This is a genomic window from Photobacterium sp. Hal280, assembly GCF_037162255.1.
Taxonomy (GTDB): domain Bacteria; phylum Pseudomonadota; class Gammaproteobacteria; order Enterobacterales; family Vibrionaceae; genus Photobacterium.
In genome coordinates, this window is record NZ_JARLUO010000005.1 from 1710710 (window position 1) to 1737106 (window position 26397).

21 protein-coding genes, 3 tRNA genes and 4 pseudogenes are annotated in these 26397 nt (G+C 50.7%); 17 read left to right on the plus strand and 11 right to left on the minus strand.

Features of this window, described 5'->3' with window-relative positions:
* Window positions 1–18: 18 nt before the first annotated feature.
* Complete coding sequence (gene pheS / locus P4S53_RS17195) at window positions 19–1002, minus strand: phenylalanine--tRNA ligase subunit alpha (protein ID WP_337113628.1); 984 nt, start codon at window positions 1000–1002, stop codon at window positions 19–21.
* Between the two features lie 406 nt (window positions 1003–1408).
* Between pheS and P4S53_RS17200 the strand changes: the two genes are divergently transcribed.
* A complete protein-coding gene (locus P4S53_RS17200) occupies window positions 1409–2719 on the plus strand; it encodes a polysaccharide deacetylase family protein (RefSeq protein ID WP_337113629.1) in 1311 nt (436 codons plus the stop codon).
* A gap of 90 nt (window positions 2720–2809) precedes the next feature.
* Here P4S53_RS17200 and rplT read toward each other — a convergent pair whose 3' ends face one another.
* The 4 genes from rplT to thrS all read right to left on the minus strand — a co-directional run bounded on the left by rplT (window position 2810) and on the right by thrS (window position 5977).
* Entirely contained in the window at window positions 2810–3163 is a 354-nt protein-coding gene (rplT, locus tag P4S53_RS17205) for a 50S ribosomal protein L20 (protein WP_027252114.1), read from the minus strand.
* 40 nt (window positions 3164–3203) lie between these two features.
* Window positions 3204–3398, minus strand: coding sequence for a 50S ribosomal protein L35 (gene rpmI / locus P4S53_RS17210; protein ID WP_027252113.1), 195 nt, complete (start codon window positions 3396–3398; stop codon window positions 3204–3206).
* Window positions 3399–3493: 95 nt separating this feature from the next.
* Entirely contained in the window at window positions 3494–4045 is a 552-nt protein-coding gene (infC, locus tag P4S53_RS17215) for a translation initiation factor IF-3 (protein WP_205576862.1), read from the minus strand.
* A gap of 3 nt (window positions 4046–4048) precedes the next feature.
* On the minus strand, window positions 4049–5977 hold the full coding sequence (gene thrS, locus P4S53_RS17220) for a threonine--tRNA ligase (RefSeq protein WP_337113630.1): 1929 nt from the start codon (window positions 5975–5977) through the stop codon (window positions 4049–4051).
* A gap of 285 nt (window positions 5978–6262) precedes the next feature.
* Between thrS and hutC the strand changes: the two are divergent.
* From hutC to hxpB, 6 genes and pseudogenes are all read left to right on the plus strand, one after another.
* Window positions 6263–6969 (plus strand): annotated as a pseudogene (hutC, locus tag P4S53_RS17225) (histidine utilization repressor).
* Between the two features lie 261 nt (window positions 6970–7230).
* On the plus strand, window positions 7231–8460 hold the full coding sequence (gene hutI / locus P4S53_RS17230) for an imidazolonepropionase (RefSeq protein ID WP_337113631.1): 1230 nt from the start codon (window positions 7231–7233) through the stop codon (window positions 8458–8460).
* Window positions 8461–8472: 12 nt separating this feature from the next.
* Entirely contained in the window at window positions 8473–9480 is a 1008-nt protein-coding gene (gene hutG, locus P4S53_RS17235) for a formimidoylglutamase (RefSeq protein WP_337113632.1), read from the plus strand.
* 24 nt (window positions 9481–9504) lie between these two features.
* The gene (hutU, locus tag P4S53_RS17240; RefSeq protein ID WP_337113633.1) at window positions 9505–11190 is read left to right on the plus strand and encodes a urocanate hydratase; all 1686 of its coding nucleotides are present in this window, start codon (window positions 9505–9507) and stop codon (window positions 11188–11190) included.
* A 462-nt stretch (window positions 11191–11652) separates the two neighbouring features.
* Window positions 11653–12527 (plus strand): annotated as a pseudogene (locus P4S53_RS17245) (fructosamine kinase family protein).
* Window positions 12528–12612: 85 nt separating this feature from the next.
* Window positions 12613–13266, plus strand: a complete 654-nt coding sequence (hxpB, locus tag P4S53_RS17250) for a hexitol phosphatase HxpB (RefSeq protein ID WP_337113634.1) — start codon at window positions 12613–12615, stop codon at window positions 13264–13266.
* 126 nt (window positions 13267–13392) lie between these two features.
* Here the strand turns inward: hxpB and P4S53_RS17255 are convergent, their stop codons facing one another.
* Window positions 13393–13632 (minus strand): hypothetical protein, encoded by a 240-nt coding sequence (locus tag P4S53_RS17255; protein WP_337113635.1) that lies wholly within the window; start codon window positions 13630–13632, stop codon window positions 13393–13395.
* 75 nt (window positions 13633–13707) lie between these two features.
* On the opposite strand from P4S53_RS17255, the gene P4S53_RS17260 reads away from it, so the two are divergent.
* The gene (locus tag P4S53_RS17260; RefSeq protein ID WP_337113636.1) at window positions 13708–13911 is read left to right on the plus strand and encodes a CPXCG motif-containing cysteine-rich protein; all 204 of its coding nucleotides are present in this window, start codon (window positions 13708–13710) and stop codon (window positions 13909–13911) included.
* Window positions 13912–13971: 60 nt separating this feature from the next.
* Here P4S53_RS17260 and P4S53_RS17265 read toward each other — a convergent pair.
* Window positions 13972–14579, minus strand: a pseudogene (locus P4S53_RS17265) (riboflavin synthase subunit alpha).
* Between the two features lie 298 nt (window positions 14580–14877).
* On the opposite strand from P4S53_RS17265, the gene P4S53_RS17270 reads away from it, so the two are divergent.
* From P4S53_RS17270 to P4S53_RS17295, 6 genes and pseudogenes are all read left to right on the plus strand, one after another.
* Entirely contained in the window at window positions 14878–16248 is a 1371-nt protein-coding gene (locus P4S53_RS17270; RefSeq protein WP_337113637.1) for an MATE family efflux transporter, read from the plus strand.
* Window positions 16249–16426: 178 nt separating this feature from the next.
* Window positions 16427–17418, plus strand: a pseudogene (locus P4S53_RS17275) (DUF3080 domain-containing protein).
* A 138-nt stretch (window positions 17419–17556) separates the two neighbouring features.
* On the plus strand, window positions 17557–17817 hold the full coding sequence (locus P4S53_RS17280) for a DUF5062 family protein (RefSeq protein WP_027252100.1): 261 nt from the start codon (window positions 17557–17559) through the stop codon (window positions 17815–17817).
* Window positions 17818–17978: 161 nt separating this feature from the next.
* Window positions 17979–18055 (plus strand) — tRNA-Val (locus P4S53_RS17285).
* Between the two features lie 48 nt (window positions 18056–18103).
* A tRNA-Val gene (locus P4S53_RS17290) sits at window positions 18104–18180 on the plus strand.
* Between the two features lie 46 nt (window positions 18181–18226).
* Window positions 18227–18303 (plus strand) — tRNA-Val (locus P4S53_RS17295).
* A 53-nt stretch (window positions 18304–18356) separates the two neighbouring features.
* Here P4S53_RS17295 and P4S53_RS17300 read toward each other — a convergent pair.
* Window positions 18357–19316, minus strand: a complete 960-nt coding sequence (locus tag P4S53_RS17300; RefSeq protein WP_337113638.1) for a hypothetical protein — start codon at window positions 19314–19316, stop codon at window positions 18357–18359.
* A gap of 392 nt (window positions 19317–19708) precedes the next feature.
* On the opposite strand from P4S53_RS17300, the gene P4S53_RS17305 reads away from it, so the two are divergent.
* The 3 genes from P4S53_RS17305 to P4S53_RS17315 all read left to right on the plus strand — a co-directional run bounded on the left by P4S53_RS17305 (window position 19709) and on the right by P4S53_RS17315 (window position 22779).
* On the plus strand, window positions 19709–20866 hold the full coding sequence (locus P4S53_RS17305; protein WP_337113639.1) for a glycosyltransferase: 1158 nt from the start codon (window positions 19709–19711) through the stop codon (window positions 20864–20866).
* 18 nt (window positions 20867–20884) lie between these two features.
* Window positions 20885–21553 carry an SDR family NAD(P)-dependent oxidoreductase gene (locus P4S53_RS17310; RefSeq protein ID WP_337113640.1) on the plus strand — a complete coding sequence of 223 codons (669 nt, stop codon included), beginning with the start codon at window positions 20885–20887 and terminating at the stop codon, window positions 21551–21553.
* A 221-nt stretch (window positions 21554–21774) separates the two neighbouring features.
* Complete coding sequence (locus tag P4S53_RS17315) at window positions 21775–22779, plus strand: substrate-binding domain-containing protein (RefSeq protein WP_337113642.1); 1005 nt, start codon at window positions 21775–21777, stop codon at window positions 22777–22779.
* A 151-nt stretch (window positions 22780–22930) separates the two neighbouring features.
* Here P4S53_RS17315 and galM read toward each other — a convergent pair whose 3' ends face one another.
* From galM to P4S53_RS17330, 3 genes are read right to left on the minus strand one after another with little or no spacing between them, the layout of a single operon-like run.
* Window positions 22931–24001: a galactose-1-epimerase gene (galM, locus tag P4S53_RS17320; RefSeq protein WP_337113643.1), complete on the minus strand. Its 1071-nt coding sequence runs from the start codon at window positions 23999–24001 to the stop codon at window positions 22931–22933.
* Window positions 23991–25199 (minus strand): galactokinase, encoded by a 1209-nt coding sequence (gene galK, locus P4S53_RS17325; protein ID WP_337113644.1) that lies wholly within the window; start codon window positions 25197–25199, stop codon window positions 23991–23993. The genes galM and galK overlap by 11 nt, the downstream gene beginning before the upstream one ends.
* Window positions 25196–26299 (minus strand): UDP-glucose--hexose-1-phosphate uridylyltransferase, encoded by a 1104-nt coding sequence (locus tag P4S53_RS17330; protein ID WP_337113645.1) that lies wholly within the window; start codon window positions 26297–26299, stop codon window positions 25196–25198. The genes galK and P4S53_RS17330 overlap by 4 nt, the downstream gene beginning before the upstream one ends.
* Window positions 26300–26397: the final 98 nt, after the last annotated feature.

Here is a 26397-nt window from a genome sequence, read left to right on the forward strand (position 1 = left end):
TTTGCTAGCCCCTAATGCTTACTTGAACTGTTTCAGGAAACGAAGATCGTTTTCGAAGAATGCACGCAGGTCATTCACGCCGTAACGCAGCATGGTCAGACGCTCGACACCCATACCAAATGCGAAACCTGAGTATTTCTCAGGATCGATATTCACGGCACGCAATACATTAGGGTGAACCATTCCGCAACCCAACACTTCCAGCCATTTGCCGCCTTTACGGCGTACATCGACTTCTGCAGAAGGCTCTGTAAACGGGAAATATGAAGGACGGAAACGAATCTCCAGATCTTCTTCAAAGAAGTTATGCAGGAATTCGTGCAGGATACCTTTCAGCTGTGCGAAGTTGACATTCTCATCAACCAGCATACCTTCGACCTGATGAAACATTGGGGTATGCGTCTGGTCGTAATCATTACGGTACACACGGCCTGGTGCGATAAAACGCAGCGGCGGCTGGTTCTCTTCCATGGTACGAATCTGTACACCAGAAGTGTGCGTACGCAGCATCAGCTCAGGATTAAAGAAGAAAGTATCGTGATCGGTTCGAGCCGGGTGATCTTCGGCAATGTTCAAAGCATCAAAGTTATGGAAACCATCTTCGATTTCCGGGCCGGACTCAACAGTAAAGCCAAGTTCACCAAAGAAGCTTTCGATACGCTCAATCGTACGGGTTACCGGGTGCAGACCACCATTTTCAATACGACGGCCAGGCAAGGTCACATCAATGGTTTCAGCCGCCAGTTTGGCTTCCAGTTCAGCGCGCTGCAGTGCGTCTTTGCGAGCGGCAATTGCCTGCTGAACAGCTTGCTTTGCCAGGTTAATCTGCTGACCGGCTTCGCGACGCTCTTCAGGTGGCAATTTACCCAGGCTTTGCAGTTGAAGGGTTAGTTCACCCTTCTTACCCATATAATGGACACGGACTTCGTCCAGAGCAGCGACTGAGTCAGCCTGCTCAATTGCTGCCGTTGCGTTGGCAATAATCTCTTCTAGATGTTGCATCGTTTCCTCATCCACACACTGGTGGCGTCCTTCAGGGAGATAAATTCGCGTAACGATACATATTAAAGAAAGCTGGTGCTAAATCCAAACGCAATCGCCACTTAGCTGTGTATTTGCTAAAAAATTTTCCGGAAAAATCGTCCTAAACAACGCAAGCAGACACTTTTGTACCTTTCAGGTCGCCAGAAAGCTCAGGTTCACACTGTTGGCAATCAAAGACGACCGCGACATCCATTCGCGTAACGGCAGTCACTTTCAGTTCTGCAACAAAAATTTTTTCGCACTTTAGTTGCCATATCGCTCTGAAAATCACTTTTTACTTCTTTCTCTGGTCTGCAAGTTCACCATGCATCCATAAAATTATGTTTTTAATCAATATATTTTCTTCACACTCAAAGGAACCATGATGAAAAAACATACACCTGCCCTATTATCGTTACTGATAGTTAGCTCTTTTGCCAGCGCAGACACCAGCTTTTACCCTGCTACGCAGTCCAGCCCGATTGAAACATCCAAAACACCTATGTTTATTGCTTTAGGCTTTGATGACAATATCGAGGCAGATGGATTGATCTGGGTCAGTGAACTGCTCAATCACCGTAAAAACCCAAATGGGCTGGATGCATTTGCCGCAACCAAACTGACAGCCAGTTTCTTCATGCACTGCCAGCCTGCCCGAAACCAGCCTGAGATCATCGATCTCTGGCGAAAACTGAACACGAACGGTCATGACATCGCCAACCACACAGAAACCCATCCGGACGATAAGATAAACTACAACCCTTTCGAGTCCTGGATGACAGCTGAGCAATGGCAACAAGAGGTTGCGCTTTGTAATGATTTTCTGACTCAGCCTGTCGAACAAGGCGGTGTTGGTGCCCCTGCGGTTGCCGGATTTCGGGCGCCCTTTTTAACATTTAACGACAATACGCTTGATGCTCTGACGACAAATGCCATCCAATATGATGTCAGCTACCCGGCCGGTATCACCGGAGAAGAGAATGGCACCAACAACTACTGGCCACACACGCTTGATCAAGGGAGTCCGTCACAATCCGCCGCCCAGCAAGGCGGCTGGAAACCAGCAGTAAAGAATGTCCTCGGGCTATGGGAAGTGCCGCTGCAAGCACTGATTGTTCCGACGGATGAAGAAGCCGCAGAGTACGGACTCACCTATTCGCTCAACGACAAAATTGCCAGCCGTGTCCCTTATTATGATCCGACTGCACGAAAGGCTGACAACTTCGACTGGAATCTCTATACCACGCCGGATTGGGGTGGATACGGCCTGAACGCTGCAGATGTGCTTACCTTATACAAATACAATCTCGACCTGCATTTATCCGGTAATCGCGCGCCTCTGGTGCTGGGCCTGCACTCTGCTTTTTACGGTCAGTTAAATGGTGGAGAACATTTCGGGATGCCTGAAACCAGCGTCGCTGACAGGCAGACAGTGCTGAAGCAATTCATTGAATACGCGTTGTCGAAACAGCAGGTGCGTTTTGTATCGCATCGTCAGCTGGTTGAATGGATGCAAAACCCTGTGCCAGTTCTGAGTTGTGAACAGGCTGTCTGGTCAGCGCACAGCACATACCGTGCCGGAGATATCGTTCAGTTTAATGGGGAGTACTGGAAAGCAAAATGGTGGACTGCACAAGAGATTCCCGGCCATACTCCCGACAGCCCGTGGCAGGCACAAACTGGCTGTAACGGTTAACGGACTCAAGTGACCCAGAGAGAGCTTGTGTAAATTGAAACAAAAAAAGGAGAGCCTGGGCTCTCCTTATTTCATCAAACTGAACTGAAATTACAGTGCAGCTTTCGCTTTTTCAACCAGAACGGTGAAAGTCGCTTTGTCGAAAACAGCGATATCAGCCAGGATCTTACGATCGATTTCGATAGATGCTTTCTTCAGACCATTGATGAAGGTGCTGTAGGTCATGTCGTTTTGACGTGCCGCTGCATTGATACGTGCAATCCACAGTTGACGGAAAGTACGTTTCTTATTGCGACGGTCACGGTAAGCGTATTGACCGGCTTTAGTAACTGCTTGGAAAGCTACACGATAGACACGTGAACGTGCACCGTAGTAACCTTTAGCTTGTTTAAGAACTTTTTTGTGACGTGCACGCGCTTGTACACCACGTTTTACGCGAGGCATAGGAAACTCCTAACTAAATAAATACGAAAACTAAAAACGATTAAGCGAACGGAAGCATACGTGCTACTGCTGCTACTTCACATGCAGGAAGCAGAGAGTTTGGACGTAGCTGACGCTTGTTCTTAGTAGTACGCTTAGTCAGAATGTGACGCTTGGTCGCACGCTTGTACTTAAAACCACCAGCAGTTTTCTTGAAACGCTTAGCAGCACCTTTGTTGGATTTCATCTTAGGCATGATGAGACTCCGCATTGTTGATAGTTAATAACATAGTAATCAGGCGAACAAAAAGCGCTGCACTGAGCAGCGCTTTTGCTACTTGAAGGCCTGAATTACTTCTTCTTAGGGGCAAGCATCATGGTCATTTGACGACCTTCGACACGACTAGGGAAGCTCTCGACGACAGCGATGTCGACCAGTTCATCCTTAATACGGTTCAGAAGATCAATACCCAGACCTTGGTGGGCCATTTCACGACCGCGGAAACGCAGTGTGACTTTACCCTTGTTGCCCTCTTCTAAAAAGCGAGTCAGGTTGCGCAGTTTTACCTGATAGTCGCCTTCATCTGTACCAGGACGGAATTTAACTTCCTTCACCTGGATTTGTTTTTGCTTTTTCTTTTGCTCTTTAGCAGCCTTGCTCTTTTCGAACAGGTACTTGCCATAGTCCATCACTCGACAGACTGGTGGCTCGGCATTAGGGCTGATTTCAACCAGATCGACACCAGCTTCATTCGCTGCACTAATTGCTTCTTCAATAGAAACAACACCGATAGACTCACCATCGATACCAGTTAAACGAACTTCGCGTACGCCACGGATTTCGCCATTGATACGGTGTGCGTTTTGCTTAACTGGTGCTTGAGTTCTTTTTCCGCCTTTAATACCTTATTCCTCCAAAACATTGAGCTTACGACTGCTAATCTCTTGTTGCATATACGCAACAAAGTCATCAATCTTGAATTTACCCAAATCGTTACCCTTGCGAGTACGAACCGCAACCTCACCTGCTTCGACTTCTTTGTCACCGCAGACAAGCATATACGGAACTCGCTTTAAAGTATGTTCGCGGATTTTAAAGCCAATTTTCTCATTTCTCAAGTCCGCGTTGACTCTGATTCCACTTTTTTGCAGTTTTTCTACGACTTCTCGAACATATTCTGACTGGCTGTCAGTAATATTCATGACCACTGCTTGTTGTGGCGCCAACCAGGTTGGGAAATAACCCGCGTACTCTTCGATGAGGATACCGATGAAACGCTCCAGGGAACCAAGAATTGCGCGGTGAATCATTACTGGCGTATGACGCTCATTATCTTCACCGACATAAGTCGCCCCCAGACGCTCAGGCAGAGCAAAGTCTAGCTGAACTGTACCGCACTGCCAAGCTCGATCTAAGCAGTCATGCAAAGTAAATTCAATTTTAGGGCCGTAGAACGCCCCTTCACCTTCCTGAATATCGTAAGGAATGCTCATTGATTCCAGTGCGATTTTCAGGTCAGATTCAGCTTTGTCCCACATTTCATCGGAACCAACACGCTTCTCTGGACGTGTCGACAGCTTCACCACAATATTGTTGAAACCAAAGGTTTCATACGTGTCGTAAACCATCTTGATACAAGAAGTTACTTCTTCCTGCACCTGATTTTCCGTACAGAAAATGTGCGCATCATCCTGAGTAAAGCCACGAACACGCATCAGACCGTGCAGTGCGCCTGACGGTTCGTTACGGTGACAGCTACCAAACTCGGCCATACGTAATGGCAGATCACGGTATGATTTCAGACCCTGATTGAAGATCTGAACGTGACCCGGACAGTTCATTGGCTTAATCGCATACTCACGTTTTTCCGACTCAGTCGTAAACATGTTCTCTGCGTACTTGTCCCAGTGACCCGAGCGCTCCCACAGCACGCGGTCCATCATCAGCGGACCTTTCACTTCCTGGTAGTCATACTCAGTCAGCTTGTCACGGACGAACACTTCCAGCTCACGGAACACGGTCCAGCCGTTGTGATGCCAGAACACCATACCCGGCGCTTCTTGCTGCATATGATACAGATCAAGCTGCTTACCCAGTTTGCGGTGGTCACGCTTCGCCGCTTCTTCCAGACGCGTCAGGTGCGCTTTCAGTGCTTTCTTATCATGGAAGGCTGTGCCGTAAATACGCTGTAACATCTTGTTATCGCTGTTACCACGCCAGTATGCACCCGCTACATTCAGCAGTTTGAAATGCTGGCAGAAGCCCATGTTCGGCACGTGCGGGCCACGACACATGTCGATGTATTCTTCGTGATGGTACAAACCCGGACGATCATCGCGAGAAACATTCTCATCCAGGATTTCCATTTTGTAGGGCTCGCCGCGAGACTCAAAGGTATCACGTGCTTCCTGCCAGCTGACTTTCTTCTTAATTACGTCATATTTCGTTTTCGCCAGCTCGACCATGCGCTTTTCGATCTTTTCCAGATCGTCAGCCGTCAAGGGTTGCTCCAGATCGACGTCATAATAGAAGCCGGAATCAATCGTCGGACCGATCGCCATTTTCACATCCGGATACAATTGCTTGATCGCATGACCCAAAAGGTGCGCACAAGAGTGACGAACGATTTCCAGACCGTCTTCATCTTTTGCGGTGATGATTTCCAGTTTTGCGTCGTTTTCAATCACATCACAGGCATCAACGCGAACACCGTCAACACGACCGGCGATACAGGCTTTCGCCAGGCCAGGGCCGATAGACATCGCCACATCGAGAGTTGAAACCGGGTTATCAAATTGACGCTGACTGCCGTCAGGAAGAGTAATTACAGGCATGCATTGATCCTTTGTTCAGTGGTGCCACATACCAAGTAGCACATGCAATTTCTTATTTTACCGCCTGCCAAGGCGCAGTACGGTGATGAGATAATGTCTGTTTCGGTGTGAATTTTGGTACAAATCAAAATTGCTGACCCCAGACAGAAGGCGAATTGTAATGGATTGACTCACAAAACTAAAGATACAAAAGCCAGTTACCTGTGAGCCGCTTGCAAAATAAGGGAAAAGTTGCTTTCATTTGTATAGGCAATTTACAGTCAAAAATGACGCAGAGACAACACCATGGCAAGCGCACCGCGTTATCAGCAAATCAAAGAGTACCTCGACCAGAAGATCCAGAGCCGTGAATGGCCTCCCGGATATAAGATCCCCACCGAAATTGAGCTGTCTGAGCAGTTTGAAGTCAGCCGGATGACGGCCAATAAAGCGATCAAAGAACTGGTAAATGAAGGGTTTCTGGAACGCACACCTCGTTTAGGCACTTTTGTCTGCAATAAAAAAGCCGAATCTCCTTTGATGGAAATTCGGAACATTGCAGCGGAGGTCACCAGCCGGGGCCATCAGTACTCCAGTAAAGTGATCACACAGCAACAGGTGAAAGCCCGCGATGAAATTGCATTGCGCTTAGGCGTCCGCCATGACACGACCGTGTATTTCACTCAAATCGTCCATTACGAAAATAAAGTGCCGATTCAGTTAGAAGAACGCTGGGTGAATCCGCACTTTGCGCCCGATTATATCCAGCAGGATTTTACGACTCAGACCCCCAATGAGTACCTGATGCAGACATGCCCGCTCAGTGATATCGAGCATACTGTCGAAGCCATTCTGCCCCCTCGCATATCAGTGAGTTACTGGAAATGGATCTTGAGTCGCCCTGTTTACTGCTCAATCGTCGTACCTGGAGTAACACCAATCTCATCAGTACCGCGCTGCTGTACCACCCTGGTGATAAATACAAGCTCAGCTCCAGAACACGGGTCATTTAACCTGACTCGTCTTCAGGCACTGAATTCCTCACTATTTCTTACCTGTCGTATTGAGACAAAAGCCGGTTCACTCTGTGGTCAGGCTTTTGTCTACTTCATCGTTTTTATCTGATACATCCCTCTCCCGCTGCTGGATGCGCTACGGTTAATAGAATCCTTCAACATCGATCACATTTTTATTACATCACATCTTGAGTTTTACCTGATTTCAGACTTTAATTTGTATATACATATTAAACAACCCAAGAGACTCTGCTCGCTATGGAACGTATTCTGACCAATCTCAAACTCGTCACCATGGAACCGGAACACGGTTATCAGATCATGGATAACGCCATGGTGATTATCCGTCAGGGTAAGATCAGCTACGCCGGTCCGCAGCAGTCAGACTGGCAGGATACCGTCGACAGCCAGGCTGACATCGTCGATTGCAAACAGGCTCTGGTCACCCCGGGTTTGATTGACTGCCATACTCATCTGGTGTTTGCAGGCAATCGTGCCAACGAATTTGAACAACGTCTGAACGGTGTGCCTTACGAAGAGATCGCCAAGGCCGGCGGCGGTATTTTGTCTACCGTCAGAGCCACGCGAGCCGCCACTGAAGATGAATTGTATCAATTGGCTACAGAGCGTCTGGCAGGCCTTAAGCGTGACGGCGTCACGACCATCGAAATCAAATCCGGTTATGGCCTGACGACCGAAGATGAGCTGAAAATGCTGCGTGTTGCCCGCCGAATTGGCGAGCAGGCCGATATCAAAGTCTCGACCACACTGCTGGCCGCGCATGCTCTGCCGCCTGAATATGCCGGACGCAGCGACGATTATATTACTTTGGTATGTGACGAAATAATTCCTGCAGCAGCAAAAGAGAACCTTGCAGATTCCGTCGACGTGTTCTGCGAAGGCATCGGTTTTTCTACCGCACAAAGTGCGCGGGTTTTTACAGCGGCCAAAGCGCATGGCCTGATGATTAAAGGGCATACTGAGCAACTTTCAAATTTAGGCGGCAGTGCACTGGCTGCCAGTATGGGTGCAACATCCGTTGACCATATTGAATATCTGGACGAAGCCGGTGTGGAAGCGCTGGCAGCCCATCACACAGTCGCGACCCTGCTGCCGGGCGCTTTCTATTTCCTGCGTGAAACGCAGCAGCCACCAATTGCCCTGCTTCGTGAAAAAGGGGTCCCGATGGCGATTTCCACCGACTTTAACCCTGGCACCTCGCCGATTGCCTCGCTGCGGACCATGATGAACATGGCTTGTACCTTCTTCCGCCTGACACCGGAAGAGTGTCTGAGAGGTGTGACCGCGCATGCCGCTCAGGCACTGGGCCTGAGTGAACAATGCGGACAGATCCGCACAGGGATGGCCGCAGATCTGGCGCTGTGGAATCTCGACTCACCAGCAGAGCTGTCCTACCGCATGGGTGTACCGGATTTAATCGCCCGGGTTGTGGATGGCAACATATTTTATCAACCCAAGAATCAGTAAACAGGAGGCTGTATGCCTATTGATATGAGTGTCTGGCAAGGACGCAGTGATCCTGAAGACGGCAACAAGGGTCTGCGCTGGCACCAGAAAGTGCAACCGGCTGACGATGCGAATGAAAACGGCATCATGTTGCTCGGCTTTGCCTGTGATGAAGGCGTCTCACGCAATAAAGGCCGTACCGGTGCTTATGATGCACCGGTTGCGATTCGCCGTGCACTGGCCAACCTGGCCTGGCATCACGAAGGGCCCGTTTATGACGGCGGAAATATCAGCTGCGACGACAGCAATCTCGAACTGGCGCAATACCGGCTGGCTGAAGACGTGAGCCGTGCCCTGCGTCAGCGTCACAAAGTGATCGTCTTTGGCGGCGGGCATGAAGTGGCCTGGGGATCGTTTCAGGGCATAGGTAATTATCTGGTGCAAAAACAGCATGTTGCCGGCAATGCCACTGAAGCGCAGCAGCCACCGCGTGTTGGCATCATCAACTTTGATGCGCACTTTGACCTGCGGAATCCGCCGGGTGGCAAGCAATCTGAGAAAGGCAGTTCAGGCACCCCATTCCATCAGGCTGCCCGTTTTTGCGAAATGCATAACTGGCCATTCAAATATGCCTGTCTGGGACTGGCACGGACCAGTAACACCCAAGCGCTGTATGAAAAAGCCGACCGTTTAGGCGTGCTGTACAAAGATGACCATGAACTGGTTCATCACAAAATGGAGCAGACGCTGACAGAGCTTCAGCGATTTATTGATCAATGTGATTACCTGTATCTGACCATTGATCTGGATGTTTTCCCGGCCTCTGTGGCACCGGGAGTCAGTGCCCCGGCTGCGCGCGGCGTGCCATTCGATATCGTTGAAATGCTGCTGGAACCGATATTAAAAGCCAGAACGCCGAAAGGTGAGTCGAAAATCCTGGTCGCGGATCTGGCTGAGTACAACCCACGTTTTGACATTAATAATCAAACTGCACGGTTAGCTGCACGGCTGGCCTGGACAATCGCCCGCGCGATTCGTTAACCGAAGAACGGCAAGGAGAGCAAAATGACGCAACAGCAGAATCCACGTCTGGACACGACACGTACCATCCAAGCACCAACAGGCACCGCACTGAATGCCAAGTCTTGGCTGACAGAAGCCCCGCTGCGTATGCTGATGAATAATCTGCACCCGGATGTGGCAGAACATCCGCATTCACTGGTGGTCTATGGTGGGATTGGCCGTGCTGCCCGTAACTGGGAGTGTTATGACAAGATCGTGGAAGTCCTGAAACGTCTGGAAGACGATGAGACACTGCTGGTTCAGTCCGGTAAACCTGTCGGTGTATTCAAAACCCACAGCAATGCGCCACGCGTCCTGATTGCCAACTCTAATATCGTGCCGCATTGGGCAAACTGGGAGCACTTTAACGAGCTGGATAAGAAAGGCCTGATGATGTACGGCCAGATGACTGCAGGCAGCTGGATCTACATCGGCTCGCAAGGCATTGTTCAAGGCACCTACGAAACCTTCGTGGCGATGGCGCGTAAACACTTTAATGGTGATGCGACAGGTCGCTGGGTATTGACCGGCGGTCTTGGCGGCATGGGTGGCGCTCAGCCTCTTGCTGCGACCATGGCGGGTTTCTCTATGATCGCCGTTGAGTGTGATGAGTCACGTATCGATTACCGTCTGCGTACCGGTTATGTGGACTGTAAAGCCACCACGCTGGATGAAGCACTGGCGATCATTGAAGAATCCAAACAAACCGGCAAGCCGGTTTCTGTTGGCCTGCTGGGTAACGCGGCAGATGTCTTCCCTGAACTGGTGAAGCGCGGCATCGTACCAGACTGCACCACTGACCAGACGTCAGCCCACGACCCGCTGAACGGTTATCTGCCAAAAGGCTGGACCATGGAGCACGCGGCAGAGATGCGCCTGACAGACGAAGGCGCGGTTGTGAAAGCGTCAAAGGAATCCATGGCGGTTCAGGTACAGGCGATGCTGGATCTGCAAAAAGCGGGGTCTGCAACCGTCGATTACGGCAACAATATTCGCCAGATGGCGCTGGAAGAAGGTGTTGAAAACGCATTCGACTTCCCGGGATTTGTGCCGGCTTATATTCGTCCGCTGTTCTGTGAAGGTGTGGGGCCGTTCCGCTGGGCTGCTCTGTCCGGCGACCCGGAAGACATCTACAAAACCGATCAGAAAGTCAAAGAGCTGATCCCGGATAACCCGCACCTGCACAACTGGCTGGACATGGCGCGCGAGCGGATTCAGTTCCAGGGCCTGCCGGCACGTATCTGCTGGGTGGGACTGAAAGATCGTGCACGTCTGGGTCTGGCCTTTAACGAAATGGTACGGAACGGTGAACTGAAAGCGCCACTTGTGATTGGTCGTGACCACCTGGATTCAGGCTCTGTCTCCAGCCCGAACCGTGAAACAGAAGGCATGATGGACGGTTCAGACACAGTGTCCGACTGGCCACTGCTCAATGCCCTGCTGAACACGGCGTCCGGGGCGACCTGGGTTTCGCTGCATCACGGTGGTGGCGTCGGTATGGGCTTCTCCCAGCATTCAGGCATGGTGATCGTGTGTGACGGTACCGATGAAGCCGAAGAGCGCATCCGCCGCGTCCTGCGTAACGACCCTGCTACTGGTGTGATGCGTCACGCTGATGCCGGCTACGACATTGCAATCAACTGTGCCAAAGAGCAAGGCCTGGATCTGCCCATGATCACCGATAAATAACTCCAGTATCAGGCTCACGGGTGATTCTGGCCGTAAACGTCGGTATCTTTTGTGCCAAGTCTCTGATTCAGGGGCATCAACATTCATCAATACCACCAAGCCGGGATCCCTCCCGGCTTTTTTATCTGAATCCGTTATGAAAACGGCTTTGTTATGAATTTTACTGCCCTGCACTTTTTAATTGACTGTTTTTGTTATTTAAGTCTGCGGAGCAGTAAACATATAGTCTATGCTGTGATGAGGTAAAGCACGGGGCGACGGACAAAAAATACTCCAATAACGTCAGTCCGGCGCAGCGGTGGGCTAAGGCTCGAACAAGGTTCCCGATATCTGAGTCTGCCTGTCCCCGAACAGAATTACCCCAACAGATTTGGCGTCACTGTCTTTATATAATCCAGCCCAGGTGCTGTTTTATTGTTTATTATGATTTGTACCCAAACTGGTTTGTACCCGGAGGATGCTATGTGGCAAGCGATTTCCCATCAGCTTTCAGACGTACTTGATCAACCCTTTACCATACGCGAGCGAGATACGCTCCCTGGCGGGGACGTGAATGAATGCTATTGCATCAGTGATGGCGATCAAAGGTACTTCATCAAGCTGAATGAGAAAGATCAGCTTCCTGTTTTTGAAGCAGAAGCGGAAAGTCTGCGGGTCCTGCGGGAAACAAACTCAGTCACAGTGCCAATAAGCCGGCATATGGGCATCAGCCGGGACAAAGCCTTCCTTGTCCTCGATTTCATGCCCATGAAAAGCCTGGATACAGAATCGGCTCACACCCTTGGTCAGCAACTGGCGCATCTTCATCAATGGGGTGAACAGCCGGAATACGGCTTTGATATGGATAACTTTATTGGCCTGACCCTCAGCCCAATCAATGGCGCCGGAAATGGTGCCGCTTTTTCGCTGAACAGCGGATTGCCTGGCAGTTGCAACTCTGTGAAGAAAAAGGCATCGACTTTGGCAGCATTGATATCATTACAGGCCGGGTCATTGATATCTTGTCGGCACATCAGCCCAAACCTTCCCTCCTGCACGGCGATTTATGGCATGGCAACACGGCGCTCAGTGTCGATGGCCCGGTGATCTATGACCCCGCCTGCTACTGGGGTGACAGAGAGTGCGACATTGCCATGACAGAGCTGTTCGGAGGATTTCCCGACAGTTTCTACAATGGCTATCAGTCTGTCTTTCCGCTGGATGATGGCTACAAACAACGTCGCGACCTCTACAACCTTTATCACCTGCTGAACCACTGCAATCTCTTTGGCGGGGAATATCTGGATCAGGCAGAACGCTGCATTCGCCGGCTGAATCTGACTAATCCCGGGTCGTAATTAATCGGGACTCCGGTCTACCGTCTCCAGAGTTGAAGTGATAAAGTTCACATTCTTTATCCTTTCAGCGCAAGACGGGAACCGTATGTTAAAAGCCGCAATCTTCGATATGGATGGCCTTCTGGTCGACTCAGAACCTTTCTGGCAACGTGCCCAGGTTGAGGTATTCTCTTCGCTGGGTGTCACAATTTCACAGCAGGAAACGCTGGAAACCATGGGGTTGCGAATCGATCACATTGTTGATCTCTGGTTCGAACGTCAGCCTTGGCAAGGCCCGACATGCCAGGACGTCAACACCATGATCACCAAGCGTGTGGAAGAACTGGTTCAGGCGCACAAACCTATGCTGCCTGGTGTGCGTGAAGCAATACAGACGTGTCAGGAGATGGGCTTGACGATTGCGCTGGCGTCATCATCACCCATGAGCCTGATCAATGCCACCTTAGATGCCCTGTCACTGACCGAGCATTTCAGCGCCCTGTTCTCTGCCGAGCACCTTCGCTATGGTAAACCTCACCCGGAAGTGTACCTGAATGCGGCCCATGACCTGGGTGTCGATCCGCTCCACTGTGTCGCCTTTGAAGATTCCCTCAACGGCTTGCTGGCCGTCAAGGCTGCCCGCATGAAAAGCATTGTCGTACCGGAGCAGCAACACAGTGCCGATCTGCGCTGGTCAATCGCAGACAAAAAACTTAACTCGCTGCTCGAAGTAAATAAAGCATTAATCACCAGCCTTTAATCAGGCTGAGGAATGGTTGGCCTGTTTGTCGCGACACACAAACAGGCTGATCATTCTGCTTCACAAAATACGCATCCAAAGCGCGGTCAAAAGCGTCACTATAGGCCCATTTCAAATCAATCAATTTCACATTACCGTTCGCTTGTCTACTCTCTTGTTATCAACTTTGCAGGCAACAAAGCCCTCGTAGTTAAAACTTCTCAGCAATTCAAAGTTTGCAGTTAATTCACGGCAAAAACTAATCCGCATCGCTAGGATTAACTTAACGGTTAGCAAACCTATACCCATCGTTTTTGCAGCGATTGCCAGGTAAGAAACGCCTTCTGCGTTTTCACCAGCCAGTGGCTTCCAAGACGAAAGAGTCATGACTCACCAGTAAGGACACTGGCAGCGGTATGAATGTGCCAATCAGTATCAGGTACATAATGTAAGGAGTAGAAAATGAAGAACTATAGTGAGCAGAGTGTGATTTGTCCGCATTGTGGCCACCATATCCGAATTACCCTGGACAGCAGTGCCGGCAGTCAGGAGTTTTACGATGATTGCCCCGCGTGTTGCCATGCGATTCACTTAAACATGCAGGTTGATGAATTACACAAAACCATTCACCTGTTTGTCGATGCTGACGACGAGCAAATTTTTTAACATCCGAATCAACACGCCCCTTTCACAAGAGGGCGTGTTGATTGAGACACACGACTTCCTTTAGCCTCTCGCTGCCATGACCCTTGCCACCGTATCCACCACAGCCTGCGTCTGAGGATCAATTTCAATATTGATTACATTGCCTTTTTGGCGCGCAGACAGGTTTGTCCTGTTCAGGGTTTCCGGGATCAGGTTGACGTTAAATCGCTGGCCATCCACATCACCAATGGTCAGGCTGGCCCCGTCGATACCGATATAGCCTTTCGTGAACACATATTTCATCAGGGCGGCAGGCAAAGAAAACCAAATCTGATGATTGTTTTCTGTTTCAATGACCTCATCTACCACCGCAGTGGCCATGATATGGCCCGACATACTATGGCCGCCTATCTCATCGCCAAACTTCGCTGCTCGTTCAATATTCACTCTGTCACCGGGATTGAGCAAACCCAGGTTGGTAACACGCAGTGTTTCCTGCATCAGATCGAAAGAAACATGATTTCCGTTGATGTGTGTCACCGTCAGGCAACACCCGTTGTGCGCCACGGAGGCGCCAATTTCCAATCCCGGCAGCAAATCATCAGGCAATTGAACAACGTGGGTCTGAAAATCTTTTTCTTTTTAATTTCAGTAACTTCAGCTGTGCACTGAATAATACCTGTAAACATTTTTCCTCCAGAGAACTGAATCTGAAAGCGATAAGCACTCGCATAATCGGATACAAAACAATACTGTGCTACATAATGAATCTCTGCCCAGCATCCTATCACTGACCCGTTTTACTTAGCCAGTCCTGCAGTCCCGCGGCATTGTGATATCCTCAAACAGTACGGCGACACAGAAAAAAGCAGAAAAATGCTGAATTGTGATACAGATTGAATAAATCATTGTCAGTATCAGTGAAGCCGATATAATCCACTGTGAACATTATTCCAATAATAGATTACCTGCCCTCTGGAGCATTTCGTGCATCTTTATCGTCTAGAAACTAAGCGATTGTTGAAACTCGCTATTCCTGTTCTGATCGCCTCTGTCGCGCAGACGGCAATGAGCTTTATTGATACCGTGATGGCTGGCGGCGTCAGTGCCACTGATATGGCCGCTGTCTCGGTCGCATCCAGCGTCTGGATGCCTGCCATTCTGTTTGGCATTGGTGTGCTGTTCGCGATGGTGCCCATTGTGGCCCAGCTTAACGGCTCCGGCCAGAAAGAGAAAATTCCGTTTCAGGTTCAGCAAAGCTTTGTCTTATCTTTACTTTTGTCGGTCCCAATCATACTGGTGCTCTATAATGCGGGCATCTTAATTGATTACATGGCCGTTGAGCCTGTACTGGCAGAGAAAACCATTGGTTACTTACACGCCGTTCTTTATGCGGTTCCGGCCCTGCTGCTTTTCCAGGCATTGCGCAGCTTTTCTGAAGGCCTGTCACTGACCGTTCCCGGCATGGTGATTGGTTTCATCGGTTTGTTAGCCAACATCCCGCTCAACTGGATCTTTGTCTACGGTAAATTCGGTGCACCGGCGCTCGGCGGGATCGGCTGTGGTGTTGCCACTGCCATTGTGTACTGGCTGATGTACTTCTCGATGCTGGTTTATGTACTGGTGAACCGGAAACTCAGCCGCGTCGGACTCTTCCACACCTGGTATCGCCCAGAACTGAAAGCGATTCTGCGCCAGTTTAAAATGGGCTTTCCGATTGCGGCGGCATTATTTTTTGAAGTCTCGATCTTTGCAGCAATCGCACTGTTGATTGCACCACTGGGTTCGATTGTGGTCGCCGCCCACCAGATTGCGATCAACTTCTCTTCGCTGGTCTTCATGTTACCGATGAGTTTAGGTGCCGCGGTCAGCATCCGGGTCGGGCATCAGTTAGGTGAACAAAACTTTGATGGCGCCAGAATATCCAGCCACTGCGGTATTTGGGTGGGTGTTGCAATTTCTGTGGCAACGGCTGTGTTGACGATCATTTTCCGCGAACAGATTGGCTTGCTATATACCGACAACACAGAGGTGATTCTGCTGGCGACACAGCTCTTGTTCCTTGCGGCGGTGTATCAGTGCAGCGATGCCGTTCAAGTGGTTGCTGCCGGTGCACTCCGTGGTTACAAAGATATGCGTGCCATTTTCATCCGCACCTTTATTGCCTATTGGGTGTTTGGTCTGCCAATCGGCTATGCACTGGGTATGACCCACCTGATCACAGAACCCATGGGACCACACGGCTTCTGGATTGGTACGATTGTTGGCTTAACCGCTGCAGCATTAATGCTGACGGTGCGACTGCTTTGGCTGCAACGCCAAGACCATGATTTCCAGCTGGCAATGTCTGTACAATAATCGGGTTCCCCTCTTCCTAAGGCAGCAAACGCTGCCTTTTCTTTATCTGAAAACTCAATCTGTGAGCTTATACTGTTATAAAAATCCCAGAATAACGATCATGCGCCGACGCTTACTTTCAAATCCACTCAATATAAACAACTTGCTGATTCAACTCACAATGTGCGGCCTGCTCATCATGTTGGCCGGTTGCGACAGGCAATCCTCAGACAATCAGTTTGCCAACTATGCTGAGCGTCTTGCTTCTGTGCTGGATGTGAGTGCACCGAAATCGCCGGATACCCGAATCCCGCCTCTTCCCGAGGTCGGCGATCTGCTGCAGCGCACTGAAGATGTCCGAATGGTCCTGATTGACGCCTATGAGCTCAGAAAATGCGGCTTGTTTCATCTCATCGCAGAGCGAAACTCCGTGCTGGGAAAAGTACAGGACAGAACCCGCCAGTTACGCTACGAACTGCTGTTATTAGATGGTATCGGCCACTGTATCGCGACAATGCCCGAAGACAATACTCTCAGAGCGCAACTGATACAGGTTCAGGCCACGAAACAAAATGACCTGCCTAAATACGTGTGGAACATGGTGCTCACTGGTGAAGAATGGCAAAAACAGTTTAAGCCGACACACGTCGCCTTTTCACTGGACACCATTCCCGACGCCACGACCACGTTGCAGGCAATGAGGGGTTTAGCGCATATTGCCAGTCAGATCTCGGCGCAGCATAGCGTCTCTGCCCAGTCCGCTGAACGCCTGCTCATCGATGAAGAAAACATCCACACCTCGCGTTATCCTGGTCAGCTTTTTACTCCATGGCCCGCGCTACCGACTGGCTGAATACCACAACCGCGCTGCTGAACCAAAACGACGCCACAGTCGTGTGCGGACCCAACCGAAATCAGCAAAAAGCCAACTTTCTTGAGAACGTCTTCTATAAATTTTTCGTGACGGATATTCAGCCATACCTTGCCAACCTTGATGCCCGCTATCAGGACATGCAACCGGATCTGCAAACCCTGTTTGCTCTCCCCAACCGCCCTGCCGCGCTTGCCGAGTATCACAGCTTTTATATCGACGGTGACATACACCGCCAATTTCGTGACGCTACTCTCAACCACGTCTCATACTGGCAGACCTTGTTCAAGCGCTGTGGGATAAACGTCGGACAAGCATAAGGCTGCCGGTCTTTGTCGCTCATTATCATCGTGTTGCCAAAACACCCGAACCACCTTACCGATGAATGAACATGGCTTAAAAGATCAACAACCCCTACAATGCTTGATGTGCAGGTCAACGTCAGGGAACGAGATACAATGAAAAAAATCAAAAACGAGCAAAAACTGATTAAGAAAGCCATGGAAATAGGCATCGCCTTTGCCAAAAAACAGGGTTACGAAGACTTCGACAAAGGCATTTCAGATAAAGAAAAAGTGGAATGTATCTACCGGTTACTGGTTGATGTGAAGCAGATCACCCCGCTTTCTCCCGATCAGGAAGACGGCCCCAATATGAAACACAAACTGGCCATCTGGATCTCCCGCTTACTACCGCCGGATCATGAGCTTTTGCAATAATTTTTACCCTGAAAACAACCACTCAGTGCCTGATTCAGCATCAGGCAGTACAACTAACAATCAAACAGTCACGAAAAATAAAAAAAGCCAACTCAAACACTTGCGCGAGTGGGTCTGAGTCGCTAATATTCACCCCGTTCTCAAGCAGGACGATGAATGATACGACCGTAGCTCAGCTGGTTAGAGCACCACCTTGACATGGTGGGGGTCGGTGGTTCGAGTCCACTCGGTCGTACCAAATCCTGCATTAGAAACATTGTTGCTAAACAATCAAAACATAGCATTTGCGTCTGTAGCTCAGCTGGTTAGAGTATCGCCTTGACATGGCGGGGGTCGGTGGTTCGAGTCCACTCAGACGCACCAAATTTTTTCAATATGCCAAAGCGTGTTGAAGCAAAAACTGAATAAAGCGTCTGTAGCTCAGCTGGTTAGAGTACTACCTTGACATGGTAGGGGTCGGTGGTTCGAGTCCACTCAGACGCACCATACAGAGAAGCCCGTTCGAAAGAACGGGCTTTTTGTTTGTCTGAAGATGGCCTTTACGCGTTGTTCCAGTTCACTGTAAAGGTGAAATCCCACAGATCATTCGAAGCCCCTATGCCGGGATATGCAGCATAAAAAGTATTATTGGTTGCAGCTAGAGCCGGGCCGCACTGAGATCCCGCTTCATTGATTTCTGTAAAATCAATCTGATTGGTACTCCAGGATGTGCCATTAAAGGCACAGCCGTATAACTGTGCGGTGTGGGCTCCGTGGTAGAGCGCAAATAAAGTATCACTGGTTGCTGCCAGCGACACACCGTCATAGCCTTCTGCCCCGTTCGCATCTTCCAGGTTGATTTGCGGCCCCCACTCTAGACCGTCTGAAGAAGAGCACACATAAATGGCAGAGCCATTGATAGCGGTTCCGCCCGCCCCTTCCCAACCTAAAAACAGTTTCCCGTTGAAAGCGGCTAATGAGGGTCCGGCTGTCGTTGTGCTTGATGCGCCATTCTGGTCGCTGACATTCACCTGTGAATCCCAGTCAGTGCCGTTTGCCGATGAACAAACGTAAAGGTTGCTCGATAAATCTTCCCCCCGGTATGCCATATAAAGCCGGCCGTTAAACGCAGCGAGGGTTGGCGGGGAATCGGTTTCAGCATCATTCTGTGAGGTGATTTTTGTTTGATCACCAAAATTGACGCCATCGGCACTTGAGCAGATATAAATGCTATCAGAGCCTGAGCCCTGATAAGCCAGATACAACCTGCCATTAAATGCTGCCAACGCAGGGCTGTTCTGGGTTTTGGCGCCATTATCGTCGGTAATATTCGTTTGCTGAGACCAGCTCACCCCATCGGCGGTGGAGCAAATATACAAACTTTTAGAACTGCCCCAGCCACGGTAAGCCATGTATACCCTGCCATTAAAAGCCGCAAGCGCGACCTTGCTGCTGGACTCTGCATCATTCTTGAGCGTGATTTCCGTTTGACTCGATGCGTTTACGCTGATGGTCGTCATGTCTCGTTTTCTCCTGAACTGAAATGAATGTGGCAGAGCAATGTCACTGCCTGTCCTGTTCCGATAGCCCTTGTACCATCCATGACTCAACAACTTTCAATACTCAACAGTCACACCGGGCCTGGAAAATCACTTTCCAGCTTAGACCAGAAACACACACCAACAGGACAAGAAAAGCAGACATGGGGTCCATGTCATTCCTTCATTGATAAATTGCACACTCATTTCAATCCCAGTTTGCCATTCTCAACTTATCCCAACTTGGTTTGCAGAATGCGAATATCACCCCAATCGTTGCTTGCCCTAAAACGCAAACAGGCACGACCCGCCACATGACGCCTGGCATGACTCTTGCCTCAGCCTATACAGACAGATGTTGTAAGGCGGTCGCTATGAATACTGTGATCCAGGTTGTAAAGCACTTAACGCCGGGAATGGTGGGCATTGCGGCGATAAATATTCAGCAATTCTCTGCATTGCGACAAAGGCGCTTTATCGTCTGTCTGGAAGGCACGATGAGTGAAACGCTTGAACGATGGCCATACCTGAAACAGGTCATCGGTCAACTGATTTTCCTTGATGCAGAATCTGAAACAACAGCAAGCGTCGTCCACTCCCTGGTCAAACTATTTCGGTCATACCACGCCGGTGTTGTGCATACCCATCAAAGCACAGTTTTGTATCAGGCTGGGATTGCAGCCAGACTGGCTGGCGTTAAAACCTTAATACACAGCGAGCACGATAACTGGCTGCGGGAAGGCGTCAAACATCCGCGTTTGATGAAAATGGCACTGAGTTGTATGCACCCGGTCGTGGTGACCAGCGGCGGCAGAATGAATGACAGGTTGCAAACGTCTCTGAGCCGCCGGGATATCATCACGATTCCGTACGGTGTTGATACTCAGCGATTCCAGCCGGGCAACCAGAGTATGGCCCGGCTCCGGCTGGGATTACCCACAGGGGCGAAAATCATCGGCACAGCAGGCAGGCTGATCCCGGAAAAGCGGCAACATCTGTTGATACATGCGCTGAGCTGCTTACCGGAGAACGTGCATCTGACCCTGGCAGGTGAAGGCGCGCTTGCGCAAACGCTGCACATGCTGGCAATCAAACTGTCGCTGAGTCACCGAGTCCATTTCATGGGGCACGTTGAGAATATGCCGGAGTTTTATCAGGCGCTGGATCTGTTCTGTATCACCTCGGAAGAGGAAGACTATCCTGTGTCTCTCCTTGAAGCACAAGCCTGCGGAATCCCTGCGGCATTAACCGATATGGGCGCCTGTCGCGATGTTCTTTGTCCGTTCAATGGTATCCCGCTCAATACGGACGATGAACGGACGCTGATTTACCAAATCCATACCGCGCTGATTAAGAAACCGGGTATCAGCCCTCGCCGCTATATTTTACAACACCACGATGTTCGCACTATGGCCGAGGCTTACGATGCGCTGTGTTATCAGGAAAACTCATTCTGTATGGATAACCATCAGCAGACTACCAACCCTGCCCACCGACCGAAATGTCGCTATACTTTGCCGAATAAACCCTGATAAAAGCAGAGGATAACAATGATTCTGATCACAGGTGCCAGCAGTGGTCTGGGCGCAGCTCTGGCTGCCGCTTATGCCGCCGATGGCCACACACTGACACTGACAGGCAGAAACGACGAACGCTTACATAACATCGCCCGTCAATGTCAGCCAGCCAATATTTGTACCCTGACTGCCGATCTTTCAGATGCCAGCTCAGTCTCATCTCTGTTCGATAAACTGCCATCCGCACCTGAAATCATGATTTTCTGTACCGGCAGTGGCTATTTCGGCTCGCTGGAGAAACAGGATCCTGATGCCATTGCACAGTTGATCAATGATAACTTGCTGTCTGCGACCTATTTCCTGCGAGAAGCGGTCAAACGCTACCGCAATACGCCCCTGACCTGCGCGATGGTGATGTCGACGGCAGCTCAAGTGGCAAAAGCCGGCGAATCAACCTATTGCGCGGCCAAATGGGGCGTCAAGGGACTGGTGGAATCAACCCGGCTGGAATTAGCAGGTAAGCCAATGAAACTGGTCGGGGTGTATCCTGGTGGCATGGCAACCGAATTCTGGGCCAGCAGTGGTAAAGCAATGGATCTCAGCAGTTTTATGACACCTGAAGAAACCGCCACCATGCTCAAGAAAGCGCTGCAACATGCAGAGCACGGCTATGTTTCTGATATAACGATCAATCGTTATTGATCCTACCGTACGCTTCACCCCCACTTTCTTTCGCAGGCTGACCGGACTGGCAGCTTGCGAGAGATGCTTGCCAATTCCCCCGGTAAATAAGTAAACGGTTACACTCAATAAAAACCATTTTATTCATTAACTTAAGCCATGGTCACACTTGATTGTTATTCTTTGATTGAAACTATTACACCCGCGTTGTTTAATAGGCTGAAATATTGAATGAGGTCACCATGGCAACGATCAAAGATGTCGCAAAACACGCGGGTGTGTCTGTTGCAACCGTATCCCGCGTGATCAATAAATCGCCCAAAGCCAGTCAGACGGCCGTTGATGCCGTCACTCAGGCCATGCGGACTCTGGGTTACCGGCCCAACGCCAACGCCAGAGCACTGGTGAACCAAAGTACCAACACTCTGGGCGTCCTTGCGGGTGATGTCTCGGATCCCTTCTTTGGCGCTATGGTCAAAGCGATTGATGGCATTGCCCGTCAGGAAAAGAAACATCTGCTGATCGGTAACGGATACCACAATGCCGAGCAGGAGCGCGAAGCGATAGAGCTGCTGCTCAACAGTCGGTGTGAATCCTACGTCATCCACAGCAAAGCACTCAGCAATGACGAATTAATCGAATTTGCTCGAGAAGTACCCAGCATGGTACTGATCAACCGGTTTATTCCTGAGATTGCCAACCGATGCATCGCGCTTGATAACGAACGCGGCACGTATCTCGCTACCAAATTTCTTATTTCGCACGGCCACCAGCATATTGGTTATGTCAGTTCAAACCATGAGATCGAAGACAGAGAACAGCGCAAAAACGGTTACCTCAAAGCGCTGACAGAACTCGGTATTCCATTTCGTGAAAGTTATATTGAGTTTGGATCACCGGACGGTGAAGGCGGAGAAAGCGCAGCCATAAATCTGCTCGCGAAAAACCTGCCTGTGACGGCGATTGTCGCCTATAACGACTTCATGGCCGCGGGCGTGCTTTCAGTGCTGGATGAAAACGGTATCCGCACACCGCAAGACATATCACTGGTTGGCTTTGACGATGGCGCGCTGGCAAGATACCTGCATCCGAAATTAACAACCGTACGCTACCCCATTCAGATCATGGCCGAGCAAGCTGCCATGTTGTCGATGAAATTAGCCAAGAATGAAGCCATCAGCCCCGACAGCCGTTTATATGCCCCCACCCTGGTGCGTCGCTTATCCGTACGCGCATTGTCGGACTGAAAAAAGAACGGAATGAACAGGGACGGACTGAAACAAGGAAGGACTGAAAAAACACAGAATGAAAAAAGCGAGTGGCAATCCGCACACTCGCTGCTGTGATTTCATCTGCCTCCGAAGCAATCACCAACCGGCTGTAAAGCCGGACATCCCTTCACTCAAAATCAAACTGATAGCAGGTCGTGTGCTGATAACTGTCCCCCGCAATCAGCCAGGGATCACTGAAGTGCCATTCCGGATGATTGGGAGAGTCCGGCAAAAACTGGGTTTCAATCGCAATGCCCTGATGCGGTTGATAGCACCCATCACGTCCGGGTGTGCCTGCCAGCGCATTGCCGGTATAAATCTGAACCGCGGGCTTGGTGGTCATTACTGTCATTGCGACCTGCTCGTCTTCTGATACCAGTTCAACGGCTGTGCCCACGCCGATGACGTCATCATTGAGCACAAAGGCATGGTCATAACCGCCAGCCCGTTGCTGATCCGCATCCAGCAGCAAATCCCGGCAAACAGGCTTGCCCTTGCCAAAATCAAATCCGGTTCCGGCGACCGACCGCAGCTCGCCGGTTGGAATCCTATCCGAATCGGTTACGACATAACGTTGTGCATTGACGGTCAGACGGTGACCCAGGCAATCAGAACCCGACTCTGCCCCAGACAGATTAAAATAAGCATGATTGGTGAGATTCACCGGCGTGTCTTCACCCGCTTGTGCCAGGTAGTCAAAGATCACCTGATTAGACTCACTAAGTGACACCGTCACGGATAGCGTCAAATGGCCGGGGAAGCCCTGATCGCCAGCCGGTGATGACAAACTGAATCGTATAGAAGAATCAGAACATTGCTCTACCTGCCAGCGCTGCTGATCAAATCCGTGCGGACCGCCGTGCAGGCAATGGGCATTTTCATTCGCCGACAGACTGAATACTTTGCCATTACGGCTGAACCGGCTGTTGCTGATCCGGTTCGCAAAGCGTCCCACCGTAGCGCCGAGATAGGCGGTCTGACGCTGGTAGTCACTCAGAGTGCGACAGCCCAGCAACACTTCACGCCGACCACCGCGCAGCAGCAAGGTGCAACTGACCCAGGTTGCCCCTATGTCCATGAAGGTGGCCGTCATGCCATTGCCATTGGATAAGGTAAACACCTGAGCCGGTTGCCCGTCGCGGGCGGCATCTGAGGTCAGGCTGACAGTCAGTTGCGGTAGATAGTCATCACTGAGCATTGAGCATATCCTGTTGCAGCGAAACGCTTTTCAGCACACCGGCGCCGACCATTGGCTGGCAGACATAGATGCTGGCCTTCAGCCCGGTTGCGTTTTGGTACTGGCTCTCAACCGCCTGTTGTACTGAGGCGACCAGTTCCGCAGGCACCAGCGCGACCACACATCCGCCAAAACCGCCGCCTGTCATGCGCACACCACCCCGCTCGCCAATTGCTGCTTTCACAATGTCCACCAGGGTGTCGATTTCCGGTACTGTGATTTCAAAATCATCGCGCATCGACTGATGAGAGGCCGCCATCAGCTGGCCGAGTGTTGCCAGATCGCCCTGCGCTAAAGCTTGGGCCGCTTGCAGGGTACGCGCATTTTCAGTGATGATATGTCTGGCCCGGCGGGCAACCACTGGATCGAGCTGATCCGCTTTGCTGAGAAAGCTGGCTGAATCCACATCCCGTAATGCTTTCACGCCAAAAGCCTGCGCAGCCGCTTCGCATTGCTGACGACGGGTATTGTATTCACTGCCGACTAAGCCGCGCTGTTTGTTGCTGTTGATGATCACCACCGACAATTCAGGCGGCAGAGAAACGGCTTTAGTCTCTAAAGAACGGCAGTCGATTAGCAGCGCGTGTCCGGCTTCACCTTCGGCAGAAATCAGCTGATCCATGATGCCGCAATTGCACCCGACAAACTGGTTCTCAGCCTGCTGACCGATTAACGCGATCTCCTGCGGTGTCAGTGACAAATCGAACAAGGTGTTAAAGGTTTGCCCGATCACCACTTCCAGCGCCGCGGATGAACTCAGCCCTGCCCCCTGAGGCACGTTACCGCTGACCGCAATATCAATACCACCCAGTTGACAGCCGCGTGACTGCAAACAATCAATCACGCCACGAATGTAATTGACCCACAGGCAGTCTTTATCAAACGCCAGTGGCTGGGAAAGATCGAACGTATTCAACTCGCCCTGATAGTCGATGGCCATCACCCGGACACACTGATCGTCGCGTCGGGCGGCAGCTACCATGGTCTGATAATCAATGGCACACGGCAGGACAAAGCCATCATTGTAATCGGTGTGCTCCCCGATCAGATTCACGCGTCCCGGCGCCTGGATCAGGTAGGAAGGTGAATAACCAAACCCCTCAATAAAAGCGGTTTCCAGGCGATTGGCGAGCTGCTCTTCCCGGCTGTTTGTCGTCATGACTGCTTTTCCTTACTGGTATTTTGTTCGCGATAGTGCACATCGCTGACAGCCCGCAGTCTTTCTGCGGCCTGTTCGGGTGTTAAATCGCGCTGGCTTTCTGCCAGCATTTCGTAGCCAACCATGAATTTCCTGACACTCGCTGAGCGTAACAATGGCGGGTAAAACAAGGCATGCAATTGCCAGTGGTCCAGATCATGACTGTCAGTGTCGCTGTGCTCAAAGAAAGGAGCGAAATGCCATCCCATCGAATATGGGAATGGACACTGAAACAGGTTGTCATAGCGGCTGGTGAGCTTTTTCAGCGCCAGTGCCAGATCTTCCCGCTGTGCAACCGACAACTCACTCATGCGACGAATGTGAGTTTTCGGCAGCAGCAGGGTTTCAAACGGCCAGGCGGCCCAATAAGGGACCACCGCCAGCCAGTGCTCAGTCTCAACCACAGTTCTGCTGCCATCGGCCAGTTCCGATCGGACGTAATCCACCAGCAACGGCCTGCCGTGCCGCTGGAAATAGTCGCGCTGATGCTGATCTTTCACCGCCACTTCGTTGGGCAGAAAACTGTTGGCCCAGATTTGCCCGTGCGGATGCGGTTGCGAGCAGCCCATGATGGCGCCTTTGTTTTCAAAAGCCTGTACCCAGAGAAAGCGCTGACCTAACGCTTCAATCTGGCTATCCCAGGTATTGACGACCTCGGTAATGGCCGATATAGGTAATTCAGGCAGCGTTTTACTGTGATCCGGCGAGAAGCACACCACCCGGCTCAAGCCCTGAACGGATTCGAACTGGAACAGACTGCTCCTTTCGCTGCTGTTTCCTTGGCTGCTGGCAGCCGGCGTGTCCGGCATTAACGCAGCATGATCATTATTGAAGACATAAGTCCCGGTATAGGCCGGGTTCACATCACCCGATACCCGGGTATTGCCTGCACACAAGAAGCATTCGCTGTCGTAAGGCTGCTCCGGTGCCGCCGCTGGCGATTCATCGGCGCCCTGCCAGGGCCTTTTCGCACGGTGGGGTGACACCAGCACCCACTGACCGGTCAGCGGGTTCAAACGCCGGTGCGGATGTTCGCTTGCATCAAATACGTCTGTAAACATAGTGACTGAATGCCTTTTATTCGTGATTCCAACAATGTGCAGCAGTGTAGCAATCCGCAGCTCAGGGAGACTGTTACCTTTCTCACACAGTGGAAACG